At 59.1% G+C, this 17,127-nt stretch carries 15 protein-coding genes; 8 read left to right on the top strand and 7 right to left on the bottom strand.

The features are described from left to right. Positions 1 to 17: 17 nt before the first annotated feature. The 6 genes from MB824_RS02775 to ndk all read right to left on the bottom strand — a co-directional run bounded on the left by MB824_RS02775 (position 18) and on the right by ndk (position 5,106). Entirely contained in the window at positions 18 to 455 is a 438-nt protein-coding gene (locus tag MB824_RS02775) for a hypothetical protein (RefSeq protein WP_238745763.1), read from the bottom strand. An 83-nt stretch (positions 456 to 538) separates the two neighbouring features. Further along, positions 539 to 1,801: a flavodoxin-dependent (E)-4-hydroxy-3-methylbut-2-enyl-diphosphate synthase gene (gene ispG, locus MB824_RS02770; RefSeq protein WP_238745761.1), complete on the bottom strand. Its 1,263-nt coding sequence runs from the start codon at positions 1,799 to 1,801 to the stop codon at positions 539 to 541. Between the two features lie 14 nt (positions 1,802 to 1,815). Continuing rightward, positions 1,816 to 2,670, bottom strand: coding sequence for a helix-turn-helix domain-containing protein (locus tag MB824_RS02765; RefSeq protein ID WP_238745759.1), 855 nt, complete (start codon positions 2,668 to 2,670; stop codon positions 1,816 to 1,818). Next, positions 2,670 to 3,464: a type IV pilus biogenesis/stability protein PilW gene (pilW, locus tag MB824_RS02760; protein WP_238745757.1), complete on the bottom strand. Its 795-nt coding sequence runs from the start codon at positions 3,462 to 3,464 to the stop codon at positions 2,670 to 2,672. Before pilW ends, MB824_RS02765 begins: the two co-directional genes overlap by 1 nt. Continuing rightward, a complete protein-coding gene (gene rlmN / locus MB824_RS02755) occupies positions 3,464 to 4,555 on the bottom strand; it encodes a 23S rRNA (adenine(2503)-C(2))-methyltransferase RlmN (RefSeq protein WP_238745942.1) in 1,092 nt (363 codons plus the stop codon). Before rlmN ends, pilW begins: the two co-directional genes overlap by 1 nt. Before the next feature lie 125 nt (positions 4,556 to 4,680). Next, positions 4,681 to 5,106, bottom strand: a complete 426-nt coding sequence (gene ndk, locus MB824_RS02750) for a nucleoside-diphosphate kinase (RefSeq protein ID WP_238745755.1) — start codon at positions 5,104 to 5,106, stop codon at positions 4,681 to 4,683. A gap of 496 nt (positions 5,107 to 5,602) precedes the next feature. Between ndk and MB824_RS02745 the strand changes: the two genes are divergently transcribed. The 6 genes from MB824_RS02745 to efeB all read left to right on the top strand — a co-directional run bounded on the left by MB824_RS02745 (position 5,603) and on the right by efeB (position 10,718). Further along, a complete protein-coding gene (locus MB824_RS02745) occupies positions 5,603 to 6,130 on the top strand; it encodes a hypothetical protein (RefSeq protein WP_238745753.1) in 528 nt (175 codons plus the stop codon). Between the two features lie 76 nt (positions 6,131 to 6,206). Next, positions 6,207 to 6,509 (top strand): hypothetical protein, encoded by a 303-nt coding sequence (locus tag MB824_RS02740; protein WP_238745751.1) that lies wholly within the window; start codon positions 6,207 to 6,209, stop codon positions 6,507 to 6,509. Positions 6,510 to 6,693: 184 nt separating this feature from the next. After that, positions 6,694 to 7,548: an iron uptake transporter permease EfeU gene (gene efeU, locus MB824_RS02735; RefSeq protein WP_238745941.1), complete on the top strand. Its 855-nt coding sequence runs from the start codon at positions 6,694 to 6,696 to the stop codon at positions 7,546 to 7,548. 19 nt (positions 7,549 to 7,567) lie between these two features. Next, complete coding sequence (efeO, locus tag MB824_RS02730; protein WP_238745749.1) at positions 7,568 to 8,758, top strand: iron uptake system protein EfeO; 1,191 nt, start codon at positions 7,568 to 7,570, stop codon at positions 8,756 to 8,758. Positions 8,759 to 8,829: 71 nt separating this feature from the next. Continuing rightward, on the top strand, positions 8,830 to 9,369 hold the full coding sequence (locus MB824_RS02725) for a DUF924 family protein (RefSeq protein ID WP_238745747.1): 540 nt from the start codon (positions 8,830 to 8,832) through the stop codon (positions 9,367 to 9,369). Between the two features lie 53 nt (positions 9,370 to 9,422). Continuing rightward, positions 9,423 to 10,718 carry an iron uptake transporter deferrochelatase/peroxidase subunit gene (gene efeB, locus MB824_RS02720; protein WP_238745745.1) on the top strand — a complete coding sequence of 432 codons (1,296 nt, stop codon included), beginning with the start codon at positions 9,423 to 9,425 and terminating at the stop codon, positions 10,716 to 10,718. Between the two features lie 154 nt (positions 10,719 to 10,872). On the opposite strand, the gene MB824_RS02715 is transcribed toward efeB, so the two are convergent. Further along, positions 10,873 to 13,524, bottom strand: a complete 2,652-nt coding sequence (locus MB824_RS02715; protein ID WP_238745743.1) for a TonB-dependent receptor — start codon at positions 13,522 to 13,524, stop codon at positions 10,873 to 10,875. Positions 13,525 to 13,631: 107 nt separating this feature from the next. Here MB824_RS02715 and MB824_RS02710 point away from each other — a divergent pair, with 107 nt between their 5' ends. Continuing rightward, entirely contained in the window at positions 13,632 to 14,717 is a 1,086-nt protein-coding gene (locus tag MB824_RS02710) for a cytochrome-c peroxidase (protein ID WP_238745741.1), read from the top strand. Positions 14,718 to 14,829: 112 nt separating this feature from the next. Next, positions 14,830 to 16,875 (top strand): ATP-dependent DNA helicase RecG, encoded by a 2,046-nt coding sequence (recG, locus tag MB824_RS02705; RefSeq protein ID WP_238745738.1) that lies wholly within the window; start codon positions 14,830 to 14,832, stop codon positions 16,873 to 16,875. The last annotated feature ends 252 nt before the right edge of the window (positions 16,876 to 17,127 follow it).

Here is a 17,127-nt window from a genome sequence, read left to right as displayed (position 1 = left end):
CGCTGCGGCGGACGGGTTTATATCACGAACTGGCGTAACATGCTGGCTGCCAGCGCGCTGAACTGGCGGTATTTCTCGCTGCCGCCGATTTTGTCGGCCGCCAGCGAGATTTCGATCAGCGTGCCGCTGCGGTTGCCGTAGAGCACGCTGTTTTCGATTTGGAACTGGGTCTGGCCTTTTTCAACGTAGGGCACCACAAAAGCCTGAATCATCTCGCCGCTGGCAAGGTTTTGCAGAATCAGGCTTTTTTTGACGTTTGCCGGCAGATCGCCGCCGATAAAGTGGAAGGGGTTGGTGTTGCCGTCGGTTACGCCGTTGAAGGAATAGATGAAGACTTTATGCTCCAGCCGCGGATTGTTCAGCAGATAAAGCTGCAGCAGCATCGCCCGCAGGTCTTTGGCTTCGGCGGCGGGCGCCTTGGCGCTGCTGCCGGTTTTTTGGGGAGATTGAGCCATGGCGGTTTCCTTGTTTCAGGCTGCTTTTGCCGTCAGGCAGCCTGAAAATAACGAATGGGGCTTGTCCGGCGGAAAAAAGCCTTTCAGGCTGCCTGAATCGGAATCACGCGCGGGGCGTTGCGTTTCTTGCCGCCTTCGCCGTAATTGGTTTCAACATATTCCTGCACAATCGCCAGAAATTCGGCGGCCATATTGTCGCCTTTGAGGGTTACTTTGCGCTCGCCGTCCACATAAACGGGGGCGATGGGGGTTTCGCCGGTGCCAGGCAGGCTGATGCCGATATCGGCCAGCTTGCTCTCGCCCGGGCCGTTGACCACGCAGCCCATCACCGCCACGTTCATGCTTTCCACGCCGGGGTATTTGTCTTTCCACACCGGCATCTGCATGCGCAGATACTGCTGGATGTCGCGCGCCAGCTCTTGGAACACGGTACTGGAGGTGCGGCCGCAGCCCGGGCAGGCGGTTACCATCGGCGTGAACGAGCGCAGCCCCATGGTTTGCAGGATTTCCTGCGCCACCACCACTTCCTGCGTGCGCGATGTACCGGGCTCGGGGGTGAGCGAGATGCGGATGGTGTCGCCGATGCCTTCCTGCATCAGCACCGCCAGCGCGGCGGTGGAGGCGACGATGCCTTTGCTGCCCATGCCGGCTTCGGTCAGCCCCAAATGCAGCGGATAGGCGCAGCGGCTGCCCAGATCGCGGTAAACCTGAATCAGATCCTGCACATTGGACACTTTGCAGGAAAGGATGATTTTGTCTTCGGGCAGCCCCAAATCCACCGCTTTTTGCGCCGATTCGAGCGCAGAAACGATCAGGGCTTCCTTCATCACTTCTTCAGGCTGCCTGGGATTAGCCGATGCCAGGTTGGCATCCATCATCCGCTTGGCGAGGCTTTGGTCGAGCGATCCCCAGTTCACGCCGATGCGCACCGCTTTGTCGTGCTCGGCAGCGGTGCGGATCATAAAGGCGAATTTTTCGTCGCCCTTGGCGCCTTTGCCGACATTGCCGGGATTAATGCGGTATTTGGACAACGCGCGGGCGCAGTCGGGAAACTCGGCCAGCAGGCGCTCGCCGTTGAAATGGAAGTCGCCCACCAGCGGCGTGGGGCAGCCCATATCGTCCAAACGGCTGCGGATTTCGGCCACCTTGGATGCGGCGTCGGGGCTGTTGACGGTGATGCGCACCATTTCGGAACCGGCTTCGCTCAATTCGCGCACCTGCAGGGCGGTAGCTTGGGCATCGGCGGTGTCGGTATTGGTCATCGACTGCACGACAACCGGCGCTTCGGAGCCGACGGTCAGATGGTCGATGCGGACTTGGTGTGTGCGGCGGCGTAGGGGTTTCATTTTTTCAGGCTGCCTTACTGCGGCTCAGAGGCAGCCTGAACGGTGCTGCCTACGGTAAAGACGGCGGTTTTGCCTTTGCGTTTGCTGTCGATGTCGATGTTCTCGCCGCCGTAGCTGGCGGTGGAACCGATGGCGTAACCCAAGCGCACTTCATAGGGGGCGCCGTCTTTAAAGCGGTGCTCGCTGCGGGCGGGAACGATTTGGTTGATCAGGATTTCGCCCTTGGCATTGCTGACGGTCAACATGGTGCGGTAGCGGGTGTTGATCACCAGCTCGCCGCCGGCAGCAGCCGGTGCCGACGCCGCGCCGGAAGCGGCCTGCGGCTCTTCCATCGGCTTGACGACCATATTGCCGTTGGCCAGCGGCACTTCGGAAGCCGCCTGGCTGCCGCCGCTTTGCACCGCCGAACCGGCACCAGCTTCCTGACGCAGGTGCTCGCTTTGCGACTTGCCCTGCCAGTAATAAATGCCGACGCCCAGCAGCGCGGCGGCCAGCAGGCCGAAAATCCAAGTGGGGAACGGTTTTTTCAATTCTTGGTTGACCATGCTGTCGGCCGCATGCTGCTGCGGGCGCGAACGCTCGATGCTTTCCGGCGGCACGATGTGCGCCAGATAGCTGTTGAGCACGGTTTCGTCCAAATCGAGAAAGCGGCCGTAGCTGCGCAGAAAGCCGCGCACAAATACCGGCTCGGGCATATCGTCGTAATGGCCGTTTTCCAGGGCTTCAACCTGCCGTGCCGGCAGTTTCAGCCGCTCGGACACTTCGCCCAAAGACAAACCGCGCTCTTCGCGCTGGCGGCGCAACTCGGCACCCAGCGCTGCCGGAGCGTCGGCGCTGCTGATGGCTGACGGAGTTTGGTTTTCGCTCATTATTCGCTTCCAGTGGTGATTTTTTGCAATTCTTCGGAATAGGGGAAACTGCTGCGCAGCTGGGCTTCGTATTCGTAAGCTTCCTGTTTTTTACCCTGCGCTTTGGCAATTTTCCAGCCTAAATAGAGATCGTCGGCGCCGAGTTTTTCCACTTGGCGCTGGAACACGCGGAAATTGCGGTCGGCCTCGGCAACGTTGCCAGCCATAAGCTTGGCGCGGGCGCGCTCTTTATGCACAACAACAAATTCGGGATTCAGATTCAAGGCACGCTCGAAATAGCTTTCGGCCAAATCGTAAGCGCCCTGCTTGGCGCTGCAGACGCCCTTGTTCAGCCACGACACTTCGGGGCCGGGATAGGTGGGATCGGCCAGCGCGCGGTCGAAATACGGCATGGCGGCATTGGGCTGGTTTCTCATACTGCACAAAAACCAGCCGTAGTTGTTGTTGATTTCGGCACCGTTGGGGCTGATCGACAAGGCCTGGCGGAAACTTTCTTCGGCTTTGTCGGGCACTTTCAGAAACTGGTAAATCTGCGCGCGCACCAGCCAGGCCATATCGTAGCGGCTGTTTTCCCGAATGGCTTCTTCGATTGCCGCGGTGGCGGCGCGGTAATCTTTGGCGCGGATGTATTCGACAGCCAGCTGGGTTTTGATGCGCACCGATTCTTCGTGGCGCTCTTTGCTGCTTTGTTTTTTAAATTTGGTCAGTTCGGAGCCCGGACCTTCGGTTACGCAACCGCCCAAAAATATTGCGGCGGCGCACAGCGGCAGTACGGATCGGAAAAAACGGCGCATTATCGGCTCTCCATATAGATTTGCTGCCATTTCTGCTGGCGGCGGGTTTTGTCTTTCACTTGTCCGGCAAGCTGGCCGCAGGCGGCGTCGATATCGTCGCCGCGCGTTTTGCGTACGGTTACCACCAGCCCTGCCTGCTGCAGGATATCGCGGAATATGCGGATATTCTCGCCGCTGGAGCGCTCGTAGCCGGAATTGGGGAAAGGGTTAAAGGGAATCAGGTTGAATTTGCAGGGCACGTCTTTCACCAGCTCCAAAAGCTCGCGGGCGTGCTCGGCTTTGTCGTTGATGCCGTCGAGCATCACATATTCGAAAGTAATAAAGTCGCGCGGCGCCTTGGCCAGATAGCGGCGGCAGGCGGCCATCAGTTCTTTGAGCGGGTATTTTTTGTTCAGCGGCACGATTTGGTCGCGCACCGCGTCGTTGGAAGCGTGCAGCGATACCGCCATCGCCACCGGCATATCGTCTTTTAGCCGATCCATCTGCGGCACCATGCCGGAAGTGGAAACGGTAACGCGCCGGCGTGACAGGCCGTAGCCGTGGTCGTCCAGCATAATCGACAGCGCGGTAACCACGTTGTCGTAATTGGCCATCGGCTCGCCCATGCCCATCATTACCACATTGGAAATCACCCGCTCGTTTTTCGGAGTAACGCCCAGCGCTTTGTTTGCCCACCACAATTGGCCGATGATTTCGGCGGCGGTCAGATTGCGGTTGAAACCCTGCCGGCCGGTGGAGCAGAACGTGCATTCCAAAGCGCAGCCCACCTGCGAAGAAATGCACAGCGTGCCGCGCTCGGTTTCCGGAATAAAAACGGTTTCGACACCGTTGCCGGTGCCAACGTCCAACAGCCATTTGCGCGTGCCGTCACGGCTTTCCTGCGAAGTCATCAGCGCCGGAATGCCGACGATTGCTTTTTCGTTCAGTTTGGCGCGCAACGATTTGGCCAAATCGGTCATCTCGTCAAAATTTTCCGCACCGCCCTGATGAATCCAGCGCATCACTTGGCGCGCCCGAAACGGCTTTTCGCCCATTTGGGCGAAGTGTTCGGTCAGAGCCGGCAGGTCGTAGTCGAGCAGGTTGGTTTTCATCATGGTTCGGTCGGTTTCGTTTGGTGTGTTTGTGCGGTATTTTGTATTTTTTTGTTTTCAGGCTACCTGCCGGAATCTGTTTTCAGGCTGCCTGAAAGGGCAGGCAGCCTGAAAAATCCGAAGACTTAACGCGGGCAGAGTTCGGTGGCGGCAAAGAAATACGCGATTTCGATGGCGGCGTTTTCCAGGCTGTCGGAACCGTGTACGGCATTGGCGTCGATGGATTCGGCAAAGTCCGCGCGGATGGTACCGGCAGCGGCTTCTTTCGGATTGGTCGCACCCATCAGCTCGCGGTTTTTGACCACGGCGTTTTCGCCTTCCAGCACCTGGATCATCACCGGGCCGCTGGTCATAAATTTCACCAGATCGGCGAAAAACGGGCGCTCTTTGTGCACGGCGTAAAAGCCTTCGGCTTCGCTTTGGCTCAAATGCTTCATTTTGGCGGCAACGATTTTCAGACCGGCGTCTTCAAAGCGGGTGTAGATTTTGCCGATTGCGTTTTTGCCGACGGCATCGGGTTTGATAATGGAAATGGTGCGTTCGACGGCCATGTGGTCATCCTTAAATAAATTAAACAAAAATCCAACACTGCCGGCACTTTGGCCGCCAGCGGAAATGCCACGCACAAAGCATAGGCAAAACAGGGCGCATTCTAACAAAGTTTCCCACACTTTCAATAGTGGCAAGGGCGAATATTCAGGCATTTCAGGCTGCCTGCCGCCATCCCGAAACCAAAGCGAAGCCAAACCGCCGAAATTTTTTCACCGCCCGCCTTGACAAAGCAAAAGCAAAAAGCGTATGTTTCGCCCCATCGTTTTTCGAAACCCAAGAATTCCGTAATCATGAAATCTTTACTGCGCGCTTGCTGTTATTGGTGGTACTGCACTTCGGTGCGGTATCCCTTTGCGCGTGGGTAAGACATACAACCATTAAACGCAAAGCAAACCGCCCCGAGAACCTATCCGAGGCGGTTTTCTGTTTTCTGCAGTTTTTAAAGCAAACCGTCTCAAGACTCTCGGCAGGTTTGCCAGAAAACAAGGAAATAGAATGATGAAAGCCGCTTTGAACCGTCCGACGGAAAACCAAAACCCAGCTCAATCCGCACAGGCGCTGCGCAACTGCTGCCTGATTACCGACGGCAACGCCCACCGCAATCCGTCACAGGCTGCCGGCGAAGGGCTGGACGAAACCGACGTACTGCACGAAGCCATGCTGCCTGAAATCCGTACTGCCGCCATTCTGATTGCCGCGATGCGCCACGATTTCAGCCGCCACAGCCCCAGCGAGTTCACCGACGAAGCCGATTGGTTTGCCGCCAGAATCATCGTGTTGCAGGCGCGGAAATTCTACTTGGACATCAGCATGAGCTTTATGCTGCAAACCGCCAACGAGCGCGCCCGCCAATTTGCCAGCCGCCACCGCCTGCCTTTTCAGGCTGCTTCAATCTGCCCCAGCCTGCACTGCAAACGGCCGGAACATATTCTGCAGATGGAATGCCTGCTCGGCGGCGACGTATTGGCCGACCCCCGCGCCAACACCCAAGCCCTACGTCCGGCTTTGCACAAATTTGCGTAAACCTGCTGCCTTTATACACAATTTGCAGTAAAGTGCCGCACCGGCCCGACCGGCCGCATCATAAGGAAACCGAATTATGAAAACACAACACTATACCGCCCTGCTCGCCGCCTTTGCCCTACTGGCCAGCCCCGTGGCGATGGCAAAACCGAAAAAACCGAATATCCAGAGCAATACTTCCGGCATCAGCGATGAAAAACTGATCGACAGCGTCAGCGCTTCTTCTATGGGCGCCGGTGTTGCCGAGCCGCTGAAAATCAGCAAAACCAGCGCCGGTGGCAAAGACGTTCTGGTGGTTACCGGTTCCAACAGCGTCAAATGCAAAATCCCGCTATCCAAAACCCAGCCGGTAAAAATGTTGGATATCGACTGCCAATAAAGCGCCGCCCTTTCAGGCAGCCTGAAAACCGCCGCCGAACAGACCGTTCGGCGGCGGTTATTGTTAATTTATCATTTGGAAATGATAAAAACCATTTGCATTTCCATATCAAGAAAACCTATAATTCAGGCGTTTTTGTCTCAGCAAAGCTTTTTCCAAAGTGTTATTGGTCTCTTTTCTCATCATGCTGCGCGAAGGTATCGAAGCAGCTTTGATTGTCGGCATCATCGCCGCGTTTCTGAAACAATCCGGTTATTCGTCATTATTACCCAAAGTCTGGCTTGGCGTTACGCTTGCGGCGCTTTTGTGCTTCGGGGTAGGTTTTGTCCTGCACCGCCAAATTGGCGAAATCCCGCAAAAAGAGCAGGAATTCGTAGTAGGCGCCATCGGTTTAGTTGCCGTTGCCATTCTTACTTATATGATTCTTTGGATGAAAAAAGCGGCACGCTCGATTAAGCAGGAATTGCACCAATCCGTTCAGGCTGCCTTAAACCGCGGCAAGGGGCACGGCTGGGCGCTGGTCGGTATGGCTTTTCTTGCCGTTGCCCGCGAAGGCATGGAATGCGTATTCTTTATGCTGGCCATTCTCAGCCACCAAGCCTCTTCCGCCCAAGAAGCAGCCACCATTGATGCCGCCAAATGGGGCGGGATATTGGGATTGCTGTGTGCCGTAGTTATCGGTGCCCTGATTTACCAAGGCGGCATGCGGCTGAATCTTGCCAAATTCTTCCGCTGGACCGGTATTTTCCTAATTTTAGTCGCTGCCGGGCTGCTCTCCGGAGCCTTCCGCGCCTTCCATGAAGCGGGGGTATGGAACCTGATGCAGGTTAATCCTTTCGATTGGTCGTCCTACCAACCGCTGGACTGGTCGCAAAACCTGCACGAAGACAGCCCGCTGGGCGTACTGCTGGGCGGTTTCTTCGGCTACACCGATCATCCGCTTCTCAGCGATTTCGTTTTTTACTTCGGGTATCTGATTCCGGTTATGTATCTGTTTTTGCGTAACTCAAAACCCGCTCCCACCAACCCCAAGCCCTAAACCAAGAAAGGCATCAACCATGAAAAAACTCAACACCACCGCACTGTCCGTACTGCTGGCGCTCGGCCTGGCTGCCTGCCAGCCGCCACAAGCCGATGCGCCCGCATCTTCCGCAGGCGGCAAGCAGCCCGCTTCTGCCGCAACCGGCGCATCCGATGCCGCTGCCGGCGGCGCGATCAACATCGCGGTAAACGACAAAGCCTGCGAACCGATGGAACTGACCGTACCCAGCGGCCAAGTCGTGTTCAACATCAAAAACAACAGCTCACGCAAGCTGGAATGGGAAATCCTCAAAGGCGTGATGGTAGTGGACGAGCGTGAAAACATCGTTCCCGGCCTGACCGACAAAATGACCGTTACCCTGCTGCCGGGCGAATACGAAATGACCTGCGGCTTCCTCAACAATCCGCGCGGCAAACTGGTGGTTACCGACAACGGCTTTAAAGACACCGGCAACGAAGCCGATCTGGAAAAACTGGCCCAGCCGCTGGCAGACTACAAAGTCTATGTCCAAAAAGAAGCCGAACAGCTGGTCAGCAAAACTTCCGCCTTCACCGCTGCGGTTAAAGCCGGCAAGATCGAAGAAGCGAAAGCCATGTTTGCCGACGTACGCAGCCACTACGAGCGCATCGAGCCGATTGCCGAGCTGTTCAACGAACTCGACCCCGCCATCGACGCCCGTGAAGACGACTTCAAAAACGGCGCCAAAGACGAAGGCTTCACCGGCTTCCACCGCATCGAACACGCCCTGTGGGTGGAAAACAGCACCAAAGGCATCGACACCGTTGCCGACAAGCTGGAAGAAGACGTGAAAACCCTGAAAAAAGAAATCGACCTGCTCTCCTTCCCGCCCAGCAAAGTGGTTGGCGGTGCGGCAGCGCTGATTGAAGAAGTGGCCAGCAGCAAAATCAGCGGCGAAGAAGACCGCTACAGCCACACCGACCTTTCCGACTTCCAAGCCAACGTAGACGGCTCGAAGAAAATCGTCGATCTCTTCCGTCCGATGATTGCGGAAAAAGACAAAGCCCTGCTGGAAAAAGTTGACGCCAACTTCAAGCAGGTCAACGATCTCTTGGCCAAATACAAAAAAGGCAACGGCTTTGAAACCTACGACAAACTGACCGAAGCCGACCGTAAAGCCCTGCAGGCGCCGATCAACGCACTGGCTGAAGACTTGGCCAAACTGCGCGGCATTCTCGGCCTGAACTAAGTCTCGCGCCGACCAAACAGGCTGCCTGAACTTTTAGGCAGCCTGAAAAACATTTTCCCAGGAAACACGCCATGACCCCGCAAACCGTTTTGGATTTCTGGTTCGCCGAAGAAAACCAGCCCTTCTGGTTCCAAAAAAGCGACGACTTCGACCAAGCCGTGCGCAGCCGCTTTGCCGGACTGCTGGCGCAAGCTGCCCAATCCGAACTCTACCGCTGGCGCGACAGCCTGCACGGGCGTCTTGCCGAAATCATCGTGCTCGACCAGTTCCCGCGCAATCTCCACCGCAACAGCCCCGCCGCTTTCGCCCACGACAATATGGCCGTAGCGCTGGCACAGGAAGCCGTGCGCCAGAGCGGCTTTGCCGATATGGCCGAGCGCGAACGCCACTTCATGCTGATGCCGCTGATGCACAGCGAAAGCCGCATCGTCCACCAGCAGGCCGAAGCGCTGTTTAAGCAATACACTTCCGATTACGCCTACCAATTCGAGCTCAAGCACAAAGTCATCATCGACCGCTTCGGCCGCTATCCCCACCGCAACGCCGTGCTCGGCCGCCCAAGCAGCGCTGAAGAAATCGAATTTCTCAAGCAGCCCGATTCGTCGTTTTAAGTTTTCAGGCTGCCTGAAAACAACCGCACAACCCACCCTACAAAGGACACAAAATGAATAACGGTCAACCCCAATCCCCTTCCAAACGCCGCCTTTTCAAAACCGCCGCCGCGCTGGGCATCGGCAGCGCCGTCGGCGCCGTTCTCAGCGGCTGCGGCCAGAATCCCGCCGGCAGCAGTCAGGGAAACCAAAGCGCCGCCGACAACAGCGACTGCCAGCACCTGCTGCGCCACTCCGACAAAAGCTACGACTGCCACGGTGCCCACCAGGCCGGCATCACCACCCCGCACCAGCAGTTTGCCATCATGGCCGCCTTCGACGTAACCACCACCAGCGCCAAAGATCTGGAAAAACTGCTGCGCATCATTACCGCCCGCATCGAATTTCTCACCAAAGGCGGCGAGCTGATCGACGGCGACGACAAACTCCCACCCGCCGGCAGCGGCATACTCGGCAAAGTCGTCCCCCCCGACGGCCTGACCATGACCCTCGGCGTCGGCAACAGCCTGTTCGACCAGCGCTTCGGCCTTGCCGGCAAAAAGCCCAAGCACCTGAGCGAGATGAAAGACTTCCCCAACGACAAACTCCAGGCCGAATGGTGCGACGGCGATCTCAGCCTGCAAGTGTGCAGCTTCTCCCCCGAATCCTGCCAAAACGCCCTGCGCGACATCATTAAAAACACCGCCCAATACGCCATCATCCGCTGGAGTATCGACGGCTTCCTACCCAAAACCGAGCCCGGTTCCGCCGCCCGCAACCTGCTCGGCTTTCACGACGGCACCGCCAACCCCAATATCCAAGACCCCAAAACCGCTGACGAAGTGCTGTGGAGCGGCGTCGCCCCCAACAGCCAGGACGAACCGGCCTGGGCGAAAAACGGCAGCTACCAAGCCGTGCGCCTGATCCGCCATCTGGTCGAATTTTGGGACCGCACCCCGCTGCAGGAGCAGCAGACCATCTTCGGCCGCGAAAAATACAGCGGCGCCCCGCTGGGCATGAAACAGGAAAATGACACCCCCAACTACGCCAGCGATCCTGAAGGCAAAGTCGTACCCAAAGACAGCCACATGCGCCTGGCCAACCCGCGCACCGAGGAATTCAAAAAACACCTGCTGTTCCGCCGCCCCTTCAACTACTCGCGCGGCCTCTCCAAAGCCGGCCAGCTCGATGTCGGCCTGATCTTCATCTGCTACCAGGCCAATCTCGACGACGGCTTTATCTTCGTGCAAAAACTGCTCGACTTCGAACCACTGGAGGAATACATCAAACCGGTGGGCGGCGGCTACTTCTTCGTCCTACCCGGCTTTGAAAAAGGCGGCTATCTCGGCCAAAGCCTGTTAGAAGCCTAAATCCCCGCAGCAAAACTTTCAGGCTGCCTTGCCATCTTGCGCAAGGCAGCCTGAAAAGTATTCGAGTGTAGTAAAAGACAAAGGCAGCCTGAACAACCGAAACCGGCTTTCAGGCTGCCTAATCCGTCAAAAGCAGCCTGAAAACGGCAGGCAGCTACCAGCGGTAGGCGGCGCCGAGCCAGAACTGGCGGCCGGTTTCGTAGGAAGTCGGGCTTTGGATGCCGCCGTAGGCGGCCAGCGCCGGATTGTTGACGCCGCCCAGATAGGCCGACTGGCTGCTGCTGGTGGCGTTTTTGTTGTCGAGCACGTTCAGCACGTCCAGACTCAATTCGAAGCTGCGGCTTTTGCGCACCGGCAGGGCAAGCCGCAAACGCCAGTCCAGCGTCAGCGCGTGTTTGAATTTTTTCGGACGATAGTCGTACACATAGCCGTTCCAGCCGTCGCAGGCGGCCGGTTGCGACGACTGGCTGCATTCGCGCACGCCGTAGCGCAGGTAGTTTTTGTAGCCGGAACGGAAATTCAGGCTGTGCGTCCAGCTCAGATGCCAGGCGGGGATGTCGGTCTGCACTTCGGCGAAGGCTTCCCACGGGCGGTTGAAATCAAAAGGCGGCAATTCGGCTATCGAACGGTAGCGGCGGCCTTCGTAAAGGTAAAAGGTGGTGCGGCCGTTGGCTACTTCCTGCACCAGCGAGCTGTCGTAATTGCCGTGGTGGCTGCTGCGGTGTTTCTGGTAGCGGGCGCCCAGGCGGTAGCCCAGATTCAGACCACGCCAGCGGTAGGGTTCGGCGCTTTGCAGGCTGAAGCTGAAATGGTTGCTGTGGCCGCGGCCGTCGTTGGTCAAGGTGTAGCTGTTGTCGCGGGCGTTGCGCAGGGGGACGAACTGGCGTCTGCTGCTGCGGTGGACGTATTTGGCCTCGAACAACTGGCCGGCAAACTGCCAGCGCAGGCCGAGATTGGCTTCGTCGCTGTAGGGCGTTTTCAGGCTGCCGCTGCGGTAGGCGGGAACGGGCGAGTAGTTTTCAAACGTCCAGCCCGATTCGCCGTGCTGCGGGTCGCGGATGCGTTTGTAGATTTCGGAGCGGGGAATGGCGGCGCGCAGGGCGTAGGCCAGCATGCTGCCGGCGTAATAGCGGTTCAGGCCGCCGCTGAGCGCCAAACGGCCGTCGCTGATGAAGCGGTGTTCGAAAGCAAAGCGGGGCGCGGCATTCCAGTTGCGCAGATGGCTGTCGTAGCTGAGATTGAAGCCGGGCTGCAGCGTCCAGCGCCCCCAGCGGATATCGTCGGCCAGCCACAGGCTGTAATGGCTGGCACCGACGGCGGTGCTGTGGGCTTTGGACACCCAGTAGCGGTTGGCGTACTGTTCGCCGGCGATGCAGTCGGTGCAGTCGGGGCTAACATGGGTGATGTTGTCGGGATAGCCGTTTTGCGGGGCGAAATAGGTTTGGAAAAAACGCGCATCCTGCGGCCGGCGCGACTTGGCGCGGGCAATATCGGCCTGCCAGCCGAAGTCGATTTTGTGGCGGGCGGCGCCCCAGTCCAAAGCGCGGATGCCGTATTCCTGCTTCAGGCTCCAAGTGGCGGTGTGCGATTCGAGTTCGCCCAGCCCGCCGGTGATGGCGTAGGTGCAGTCGCCGTTGCGGTCGCGGATACTGCACCAGTCGATGTGGCGGCTGCCTGCAATGTATTTCGATCCCAGCCACACATAGGAATCATGGCCGGCATCGTAAGCGATGCGGTTGCGGTTATGGGTATAGGCGAGCGTGGAGCGAATTTTGCCCCAGTCAAAAGCATTATCCGCTTCAAGCTGCAGGCGCCAGCCGCCGCCGTGCGCGACATAGCGCCCCTTGTCGGCATTGTTGCGGAAGTACACGCTCTGGTGGGGCGAATACATCAGCGAAGCGCTGATCTGCTGTTGCGGGCTAAAACGGTACAGTCCTTTGAGCAGCCAGGTTTCCGAGCGGCGCCGCTCTTTTTGCCAGCGGCCGAGAATGCTGTGGTATTCGGGAATGGCCGACTGCGTGCGCGTGTAGCCGGCCAGCAGCGCGGCGTTTTTGCCCAAGGGCTGGTTCAGGCTCAGGTTGTAGCTGTGTTTGACAAAACGCGGCTGTACGTCGTTTTCGGCATTGGCCGCTTCAAATTCGTCGCGGTCCTGGTATTCGCCCAGATGAAAGCGCGTCCAACTGCTTCGGGTGGTGCGCCAGCCCACCTGCCCGCCGGCACGCTCGGGATCGGGGTCTTTCAAACGGGCATCAATCACACCGCCGCTGAAGCGCGAATATTTCGCCGGCGCGTTGCTGTCGTACACCGCCACGTCTTTGAGCAGCGACGAATCCACCTGAAAGGCTTCGGGCGCGCCCGGAGCGAGAAACAGCTGGTCGCGGGCTTCAAACTGCTTTTCGGGCGTGGTGTAGCCGCCGTTGGCCGCGCCGGGATTCATAATGTCGTTGGCAGACAGGCCGTCGAGCAAAAACAGATTGTTGTAATACGGCTGGCCGTGGAAACCCACCAGCTCGGGGGCGATTTCGCCGGCGTGGGTCGATTCGTTGGCGGTGTTGGCAAACTGCACGCCCGGATGGTTGCGCAAAAGCTCGGTAATGGTGCCGTTGCGGGTCGGCCGGCGGGCGATATCGTCTGCCTGCAGATACAGCGACGCGCCTTTTTTCTGCGCGGCGCGCACCCGCACCACCAGCAGCGTGCTTGAATGTTCTGTTTCATCCTGATTTTGCGGTTTCAGGCTGCTTTCTGCCCACAGCGGCTCAACCGCGCCCGCCGCTGCCAGCAGCAGCCATATCGCTTTTACCCTCATCGCTTCTCCTTTGCGCAATATCAGTAAAAATTTACTTAATCTTAACACTTTGCACAAAAGAAAACCATTCTTGTTAAAATCGCGTTCCGCCCTTGCAAGGAAAAACCATGACCCGCCGGATAAGCGCGCCGACTACATTGCGCTGCCTGAGCCATTTTCTGCCCGCCCTGCTGCTGGCTGCCTGCACGCTGGCGCCGCATTGCGACCGCAGCCAGGCAGACTGCCTGCGGCAGGTGTACAGCCTGCCGCCGCGCTACTGGCCGGCGGCGCACGTCGATGCGGGCGTGGCTTTCAGCGAACTGGCGCCGCTGCCCAGGCAGCCTGAAAAACCCTTGGCCGATGCCAAAGTGGCGCTGGGCAAAAAGCTGTTTAATGAAAAACGGCTCTCGTCCGACGGCACCGTTGCCTGCGCCAGCTGCCACCGCGCCGAGTATGCCTTTGCCGAGCCGCAGCGCGTATCCACCGGCGTGATGGGACGGCAGGGGCGGCGCAACAGTCCGGCGCTGATCCATCTGTGGCAGCCGCAGAGCGCGCTGTTTTGGGACGGCCGCGCCGATTCGCTGGCGGCGCAGATGCGCTTTTCGATGTCCGACCCCAATGAAATGAATCTGGATCTAACACAGGTGCCCGCCATTCTCACGCAGGCCGGCTATGCGGGCGAGTTTGCCGCCGTGTTCGGGCGCGGCATTGATTTGGACGGCGTGGCCGCGGCGCTGGCCGCCTACCAACACACCCTGCGCCCCGAGCCCACCCGTTTCGACGATTTCCTGCTTGGCGAGCGCGAAGCCTTAAGCGACAGCGAAATCCGCGGCCTGCACCTGTTTCGCACCAAAGCGCGCTGCATGAACTGCCACTCCGGCACCATGATGACCGACGGCAAAATGCACAATCTCAACCAAACCCTGTCCGGCTCGCTCTATCAGGACTACGGCCGCTACGAAACCACCGGCCGCCGCGAAGACTGGGGCAGCTTCAAAACGCCGACCCTGCGCAACTTAAGCCGCAGCAAACCGTGGTTCCACCACGGCATGTTCGTCAATCTGCAGGGCATCGTCGCCATCTACAACCTGGGCATGCGCAACCCCAAAACCGCCGAGAGCGAATCGGCGCGGCAAATCGACCCGCTGATCCGCCCGCTGGATTTAAGCCCGCAGGAGCGCAAAGACCTGGCGGCGTTTTTGGAAACGCTGTAAGCCTGCCCGTCAAAGGCAGCCTGAAAAGCCCCGCTGCCGTTTTCAGGCTGCCCTTTTTCGCTATAACTTTTTCGCTATAATCGGCCATCCCGCCCGTTTTCCGCCGCCCGCCATGACGCCCGACATCCGCAAACAGCTCAAAATTTCCGACAGCGCCGCCCAAAAGCTGGAAAAAATGCACCTGCACAGCGCATGGGATCTGGCGCTGCACCTGCCGCTGCGTTACGAAGACGAAACCCACATCACGCCGCTGGCCGACGCGCCCGCCGGCGTGCCGTGCATGGTCGAAGGCGAAGTGATCTGGCAGGAAGTGCAGTTCCGCCCGCGCCGCCAGCTGATCGCCCGCATCCGCGACGACGCCGGCGCCATGCTCAATCTGCGCTTCATCCATTTTTACCCCAGCCACCAGCAGCAGCTGGCGCAGGGCAAACGGGTGCGCGCGCTGGGCGAAATCAAAGCCGGCTTTTACGGCAGCGAAATGATCCACCCCAAGCTCCGGGCTGCCGACGGCACCGCGCTGGCCGAAAGCCTGACGCCGGTTTATCCCACCGTGTCCGGTCTCAGCCAGCCGGTGCTGCGCCGCGCCGTTCAGGCTGCCTTAAACGCGCTGAACATCGAAGAAATCCTGCCCGAGCCGCTGCTGACGCGTTTCAGGCTGCCCCGGCTGGCCGACAGCCTGCGCCTGCTGCACAACCCGCCGCCGGAAATCTCCGCCCACAAGCTGGCCGATCCCGAACTGCCCGCCCGCCGCCGCCTGAAGTTTGACGAACTTTTGGCGCAGCAGCTCTCCAAGCGGCTGGCCAAACAGCGCCGCCGCAGCGGCAGCGCCCCCATGCTGCGCGGCGACGGCAGTCTCAGCAGCCGACTCACCGCCGCCCTGCCGTTTGAACTTACCGCCGCCCAACAGCGCGTGCTCGCCGAAATCCGCGCCGATATGGCGCAGCCGCACCCGATGCACCGCCTGCTGCAGGGCGATGTCGGCAGTGGCAAAACCATCGTCGCCGCGCTCGCCGCGCTGGCCGCCATCGAAGATACGGGCGGTTTTCAGGCTGCCGTGATGGCGCCCACCGAAATCCTGGCCGAGCAGCACTATCTCAAGTTCAAACAATGGTTCGAGCCTTTGGGCATTGCCGTCGTCTGGCTTTCAGGCAGCCTGAAAAAGAAAGAGAAAGACGCCGCCAAAGCCGCGATTGCCGACGGCCGCGCGCAACTGGCCGTCGGCACCCACGCCCTGTTTCAAGACGACGTGCAGTTCGCCAATCTCGGCCTGGTAATTGTGGACGAACAGCACCGCTTCGGCGTCGCCCAGCGGCTGGCGCTGAAAAACAAAGGGCGCGACGTCCACCAACTGATGATGTCCGCCACGCCGATTCCGCGCACGCTGGCCATGAGTTTTTTCGCCGATTTGGAAGTTTCGCAAATCGACGAACTGCCCCCCGGCCGCACACCAATAAAAACGCGGCTGGTCAACAGCGCCCGCCGCGCCGAAGTCGAAGGGCTGGTGCTCGGCCACTGCCAAAAAGGCCGCCAGGCCTACTGGGTGTGCCCGCTGATCGAAGAGAGCGAAGCGCTGCAGCTGCAAACCGCCACCGACACCCAGGCCGCGCTGCAGGCCGCGCTGCCCGAACTCAATATCGGCCTAGTGCACGGGCGCATGAAGCCCGCGGAAAAAGCGGCGGTGATGGAACAGTTTGTTTCAGGCAGCCTGAACGTTTTGGTGGCGACCACCGTGATCGAAGTCGGCGTCGATGTGCCCAATGCCAGCCTGATGGTGATCGAACACGCCGAGCGCATGGGGCTGTCGCAACTGCACCAGCTGCGCGGGCGCGTCGGCCGCGGCGCCGCCGCCAGCACCTGCGTGCTGCTGTTTGCCGAGCCGCTGGGCGACACCGCCCGCCAGCGCCTGAAAGTAATTTACGAGAGCACCGACGGCTTTGAAATCGCCAACCGCGACCTGGAAATCCGCGGCCCCGGCGAGTTTCTCGGCGCCCGCCAAAGCGGTGCCGAAATCCTGCGCTTTGCCGAGCTGCCGCAAGACAACGCCCTGCTCGATGCCGCCGCTGCCGCCGCCGGACAACTGCTCGACCAGCAGCCGGAAATTGTCGAACAGCACCTGCAGCGCTGGTTTGGCAGTCGCGACGGCTTTCTTGATGCCTAATACCGCTTTTGGGCAGCCTGAAAGGGTTTTACCGCTTTTAGGCTGCTTTTTCATCAAACACAAAAGGCAGCCTGAAAACCTTTCAGGCTGCCTGTTTTAGCTTTTCAGGCTGCTTGGAACAGGCAGCCTGAAGCCGCAAAACGGTGCGTGGTGCGGCACCCTACTCCGCCTTCTGCAGAGTTCCCGTAGCAACTGTATTTTTCACCCCGTCGGGCAAAAATACCAAAACTCAAATCAAGCCGTTTGGATACC

Origin of the sequence: Kingella pumchi (assembly GCF_022288825.1) — a bacterium.
GTDB lineage: Bacteria > Pseudomonadota > Gammaproteobacteria > Burkholderiales > Neisseriaceae > Kingella_D > Kingella_D pumchi.
The sequence above is the reverse complement of the archived record's forward strand: the minus strand, read 5'-3'. Positions and strand labels throughout refer to the sequence as shown.

Bases quoted from the DNA above. Each gene is read 5' to 3' on its own strand.
- efeB (WP_238745745.1), top strand. From the start codon at position 9,423: ATGAATAACGGTCAACCCCAATCCCCTTCCAAACGCCGCCTTTTCAAA.
- MB824_RS02725 (WP_238745747.1), top strand. From the start codon at position 8,830: ATGACCCCGCAAACCGTTTTGGATTTCTGGTTCGCCGAAGAAAACCAG.
- MB824_RS02765 (WP_238745759.1), bottom strand. From the start codon at position 2,670: ATGAGCGAAAACCAAACTCCGTCAGCCATCAGCAGCGCCGACGCTCCG.
- ndk (WP_238745755.1), bottom strand. From the start codon at position 5,106: ATGGCCGTCGAACGCACCATTTCCATTATCAAACCCGATGCCGTCGGC.
- MB824_RS02745 (WP_238745753.1), top strand. From the start codon at position 5,603: ATGATGAAAGCCGCTTTGAACCGTCCGACGGAAAACCAAAACCCAGCT.
- pilW (WP_238745757.1), bottom strand. From the start codon at position 3,464: ATGCGCCGTTTTTTCCGATCCGTACTGCCGCTGTGCGCCGCCGCAATA.
- MB824_RS02740 (WP_238745751.1), top strand. From the start codon at position 6,207: ATGAAAACACAACACTATACCGCCCTGCTCGCCGCCTTTGCCCTACTG.
- rlmN (WP_238745942.1), bottom strand. From the start codon at position 4,555: ATGAAAACCAACCTGCTCGACTACGACCTGCCGGCTCTGACCGAACAC.
- ispG (WP_238745761.1), bottom strand. From the start codon at position 1,801: ATGAAACCCCTACGCCGCCGCACACACCAAGTCCGCATCGACCATCTG.
- recG (WP_238745738.1), top strand. From the start codon at position 14,830: ATGACGCCCGACATCCGCAAACAGCTCAAAATTTCCGACAGCGCCGCC.
- efeO (WP_238745749.1), top strand. From the start codon at position 7,568: ATGAAAAAACTCAACACCACCGCACTGTCCGTACTGCTGGCGCTCGGC.
- MB824_RS02775 (WP_238745763.1), bottom strand. From the start codon at position 455: ATGGCTCAATCTCCCCAAAAAACCGGCAGCAGCGCCAAGGCGCCCGCC.
- MB824_RS02715 (WP_238745743.1), bottom strand. From the start codon at position 13,524: ATGAGGGTAAAAGCGATATGGCTGCTGCTGGCAGCGGCGGGCGCGGTT.
- MB824_RS02710 (WP_238745741.1), top strand. From the start codon at position 13,632: ATGACCCGCCGGATAAGCGCGCCGACTACATTGCGCTGCCTGAGCCAT.
- efeU (WP_238745941.1), top strand. From the start codon at position 6,694: ATGCTGCGCGAAGGTATCGAAGCAGCTTTGATTGTCGGCATCATCGCC.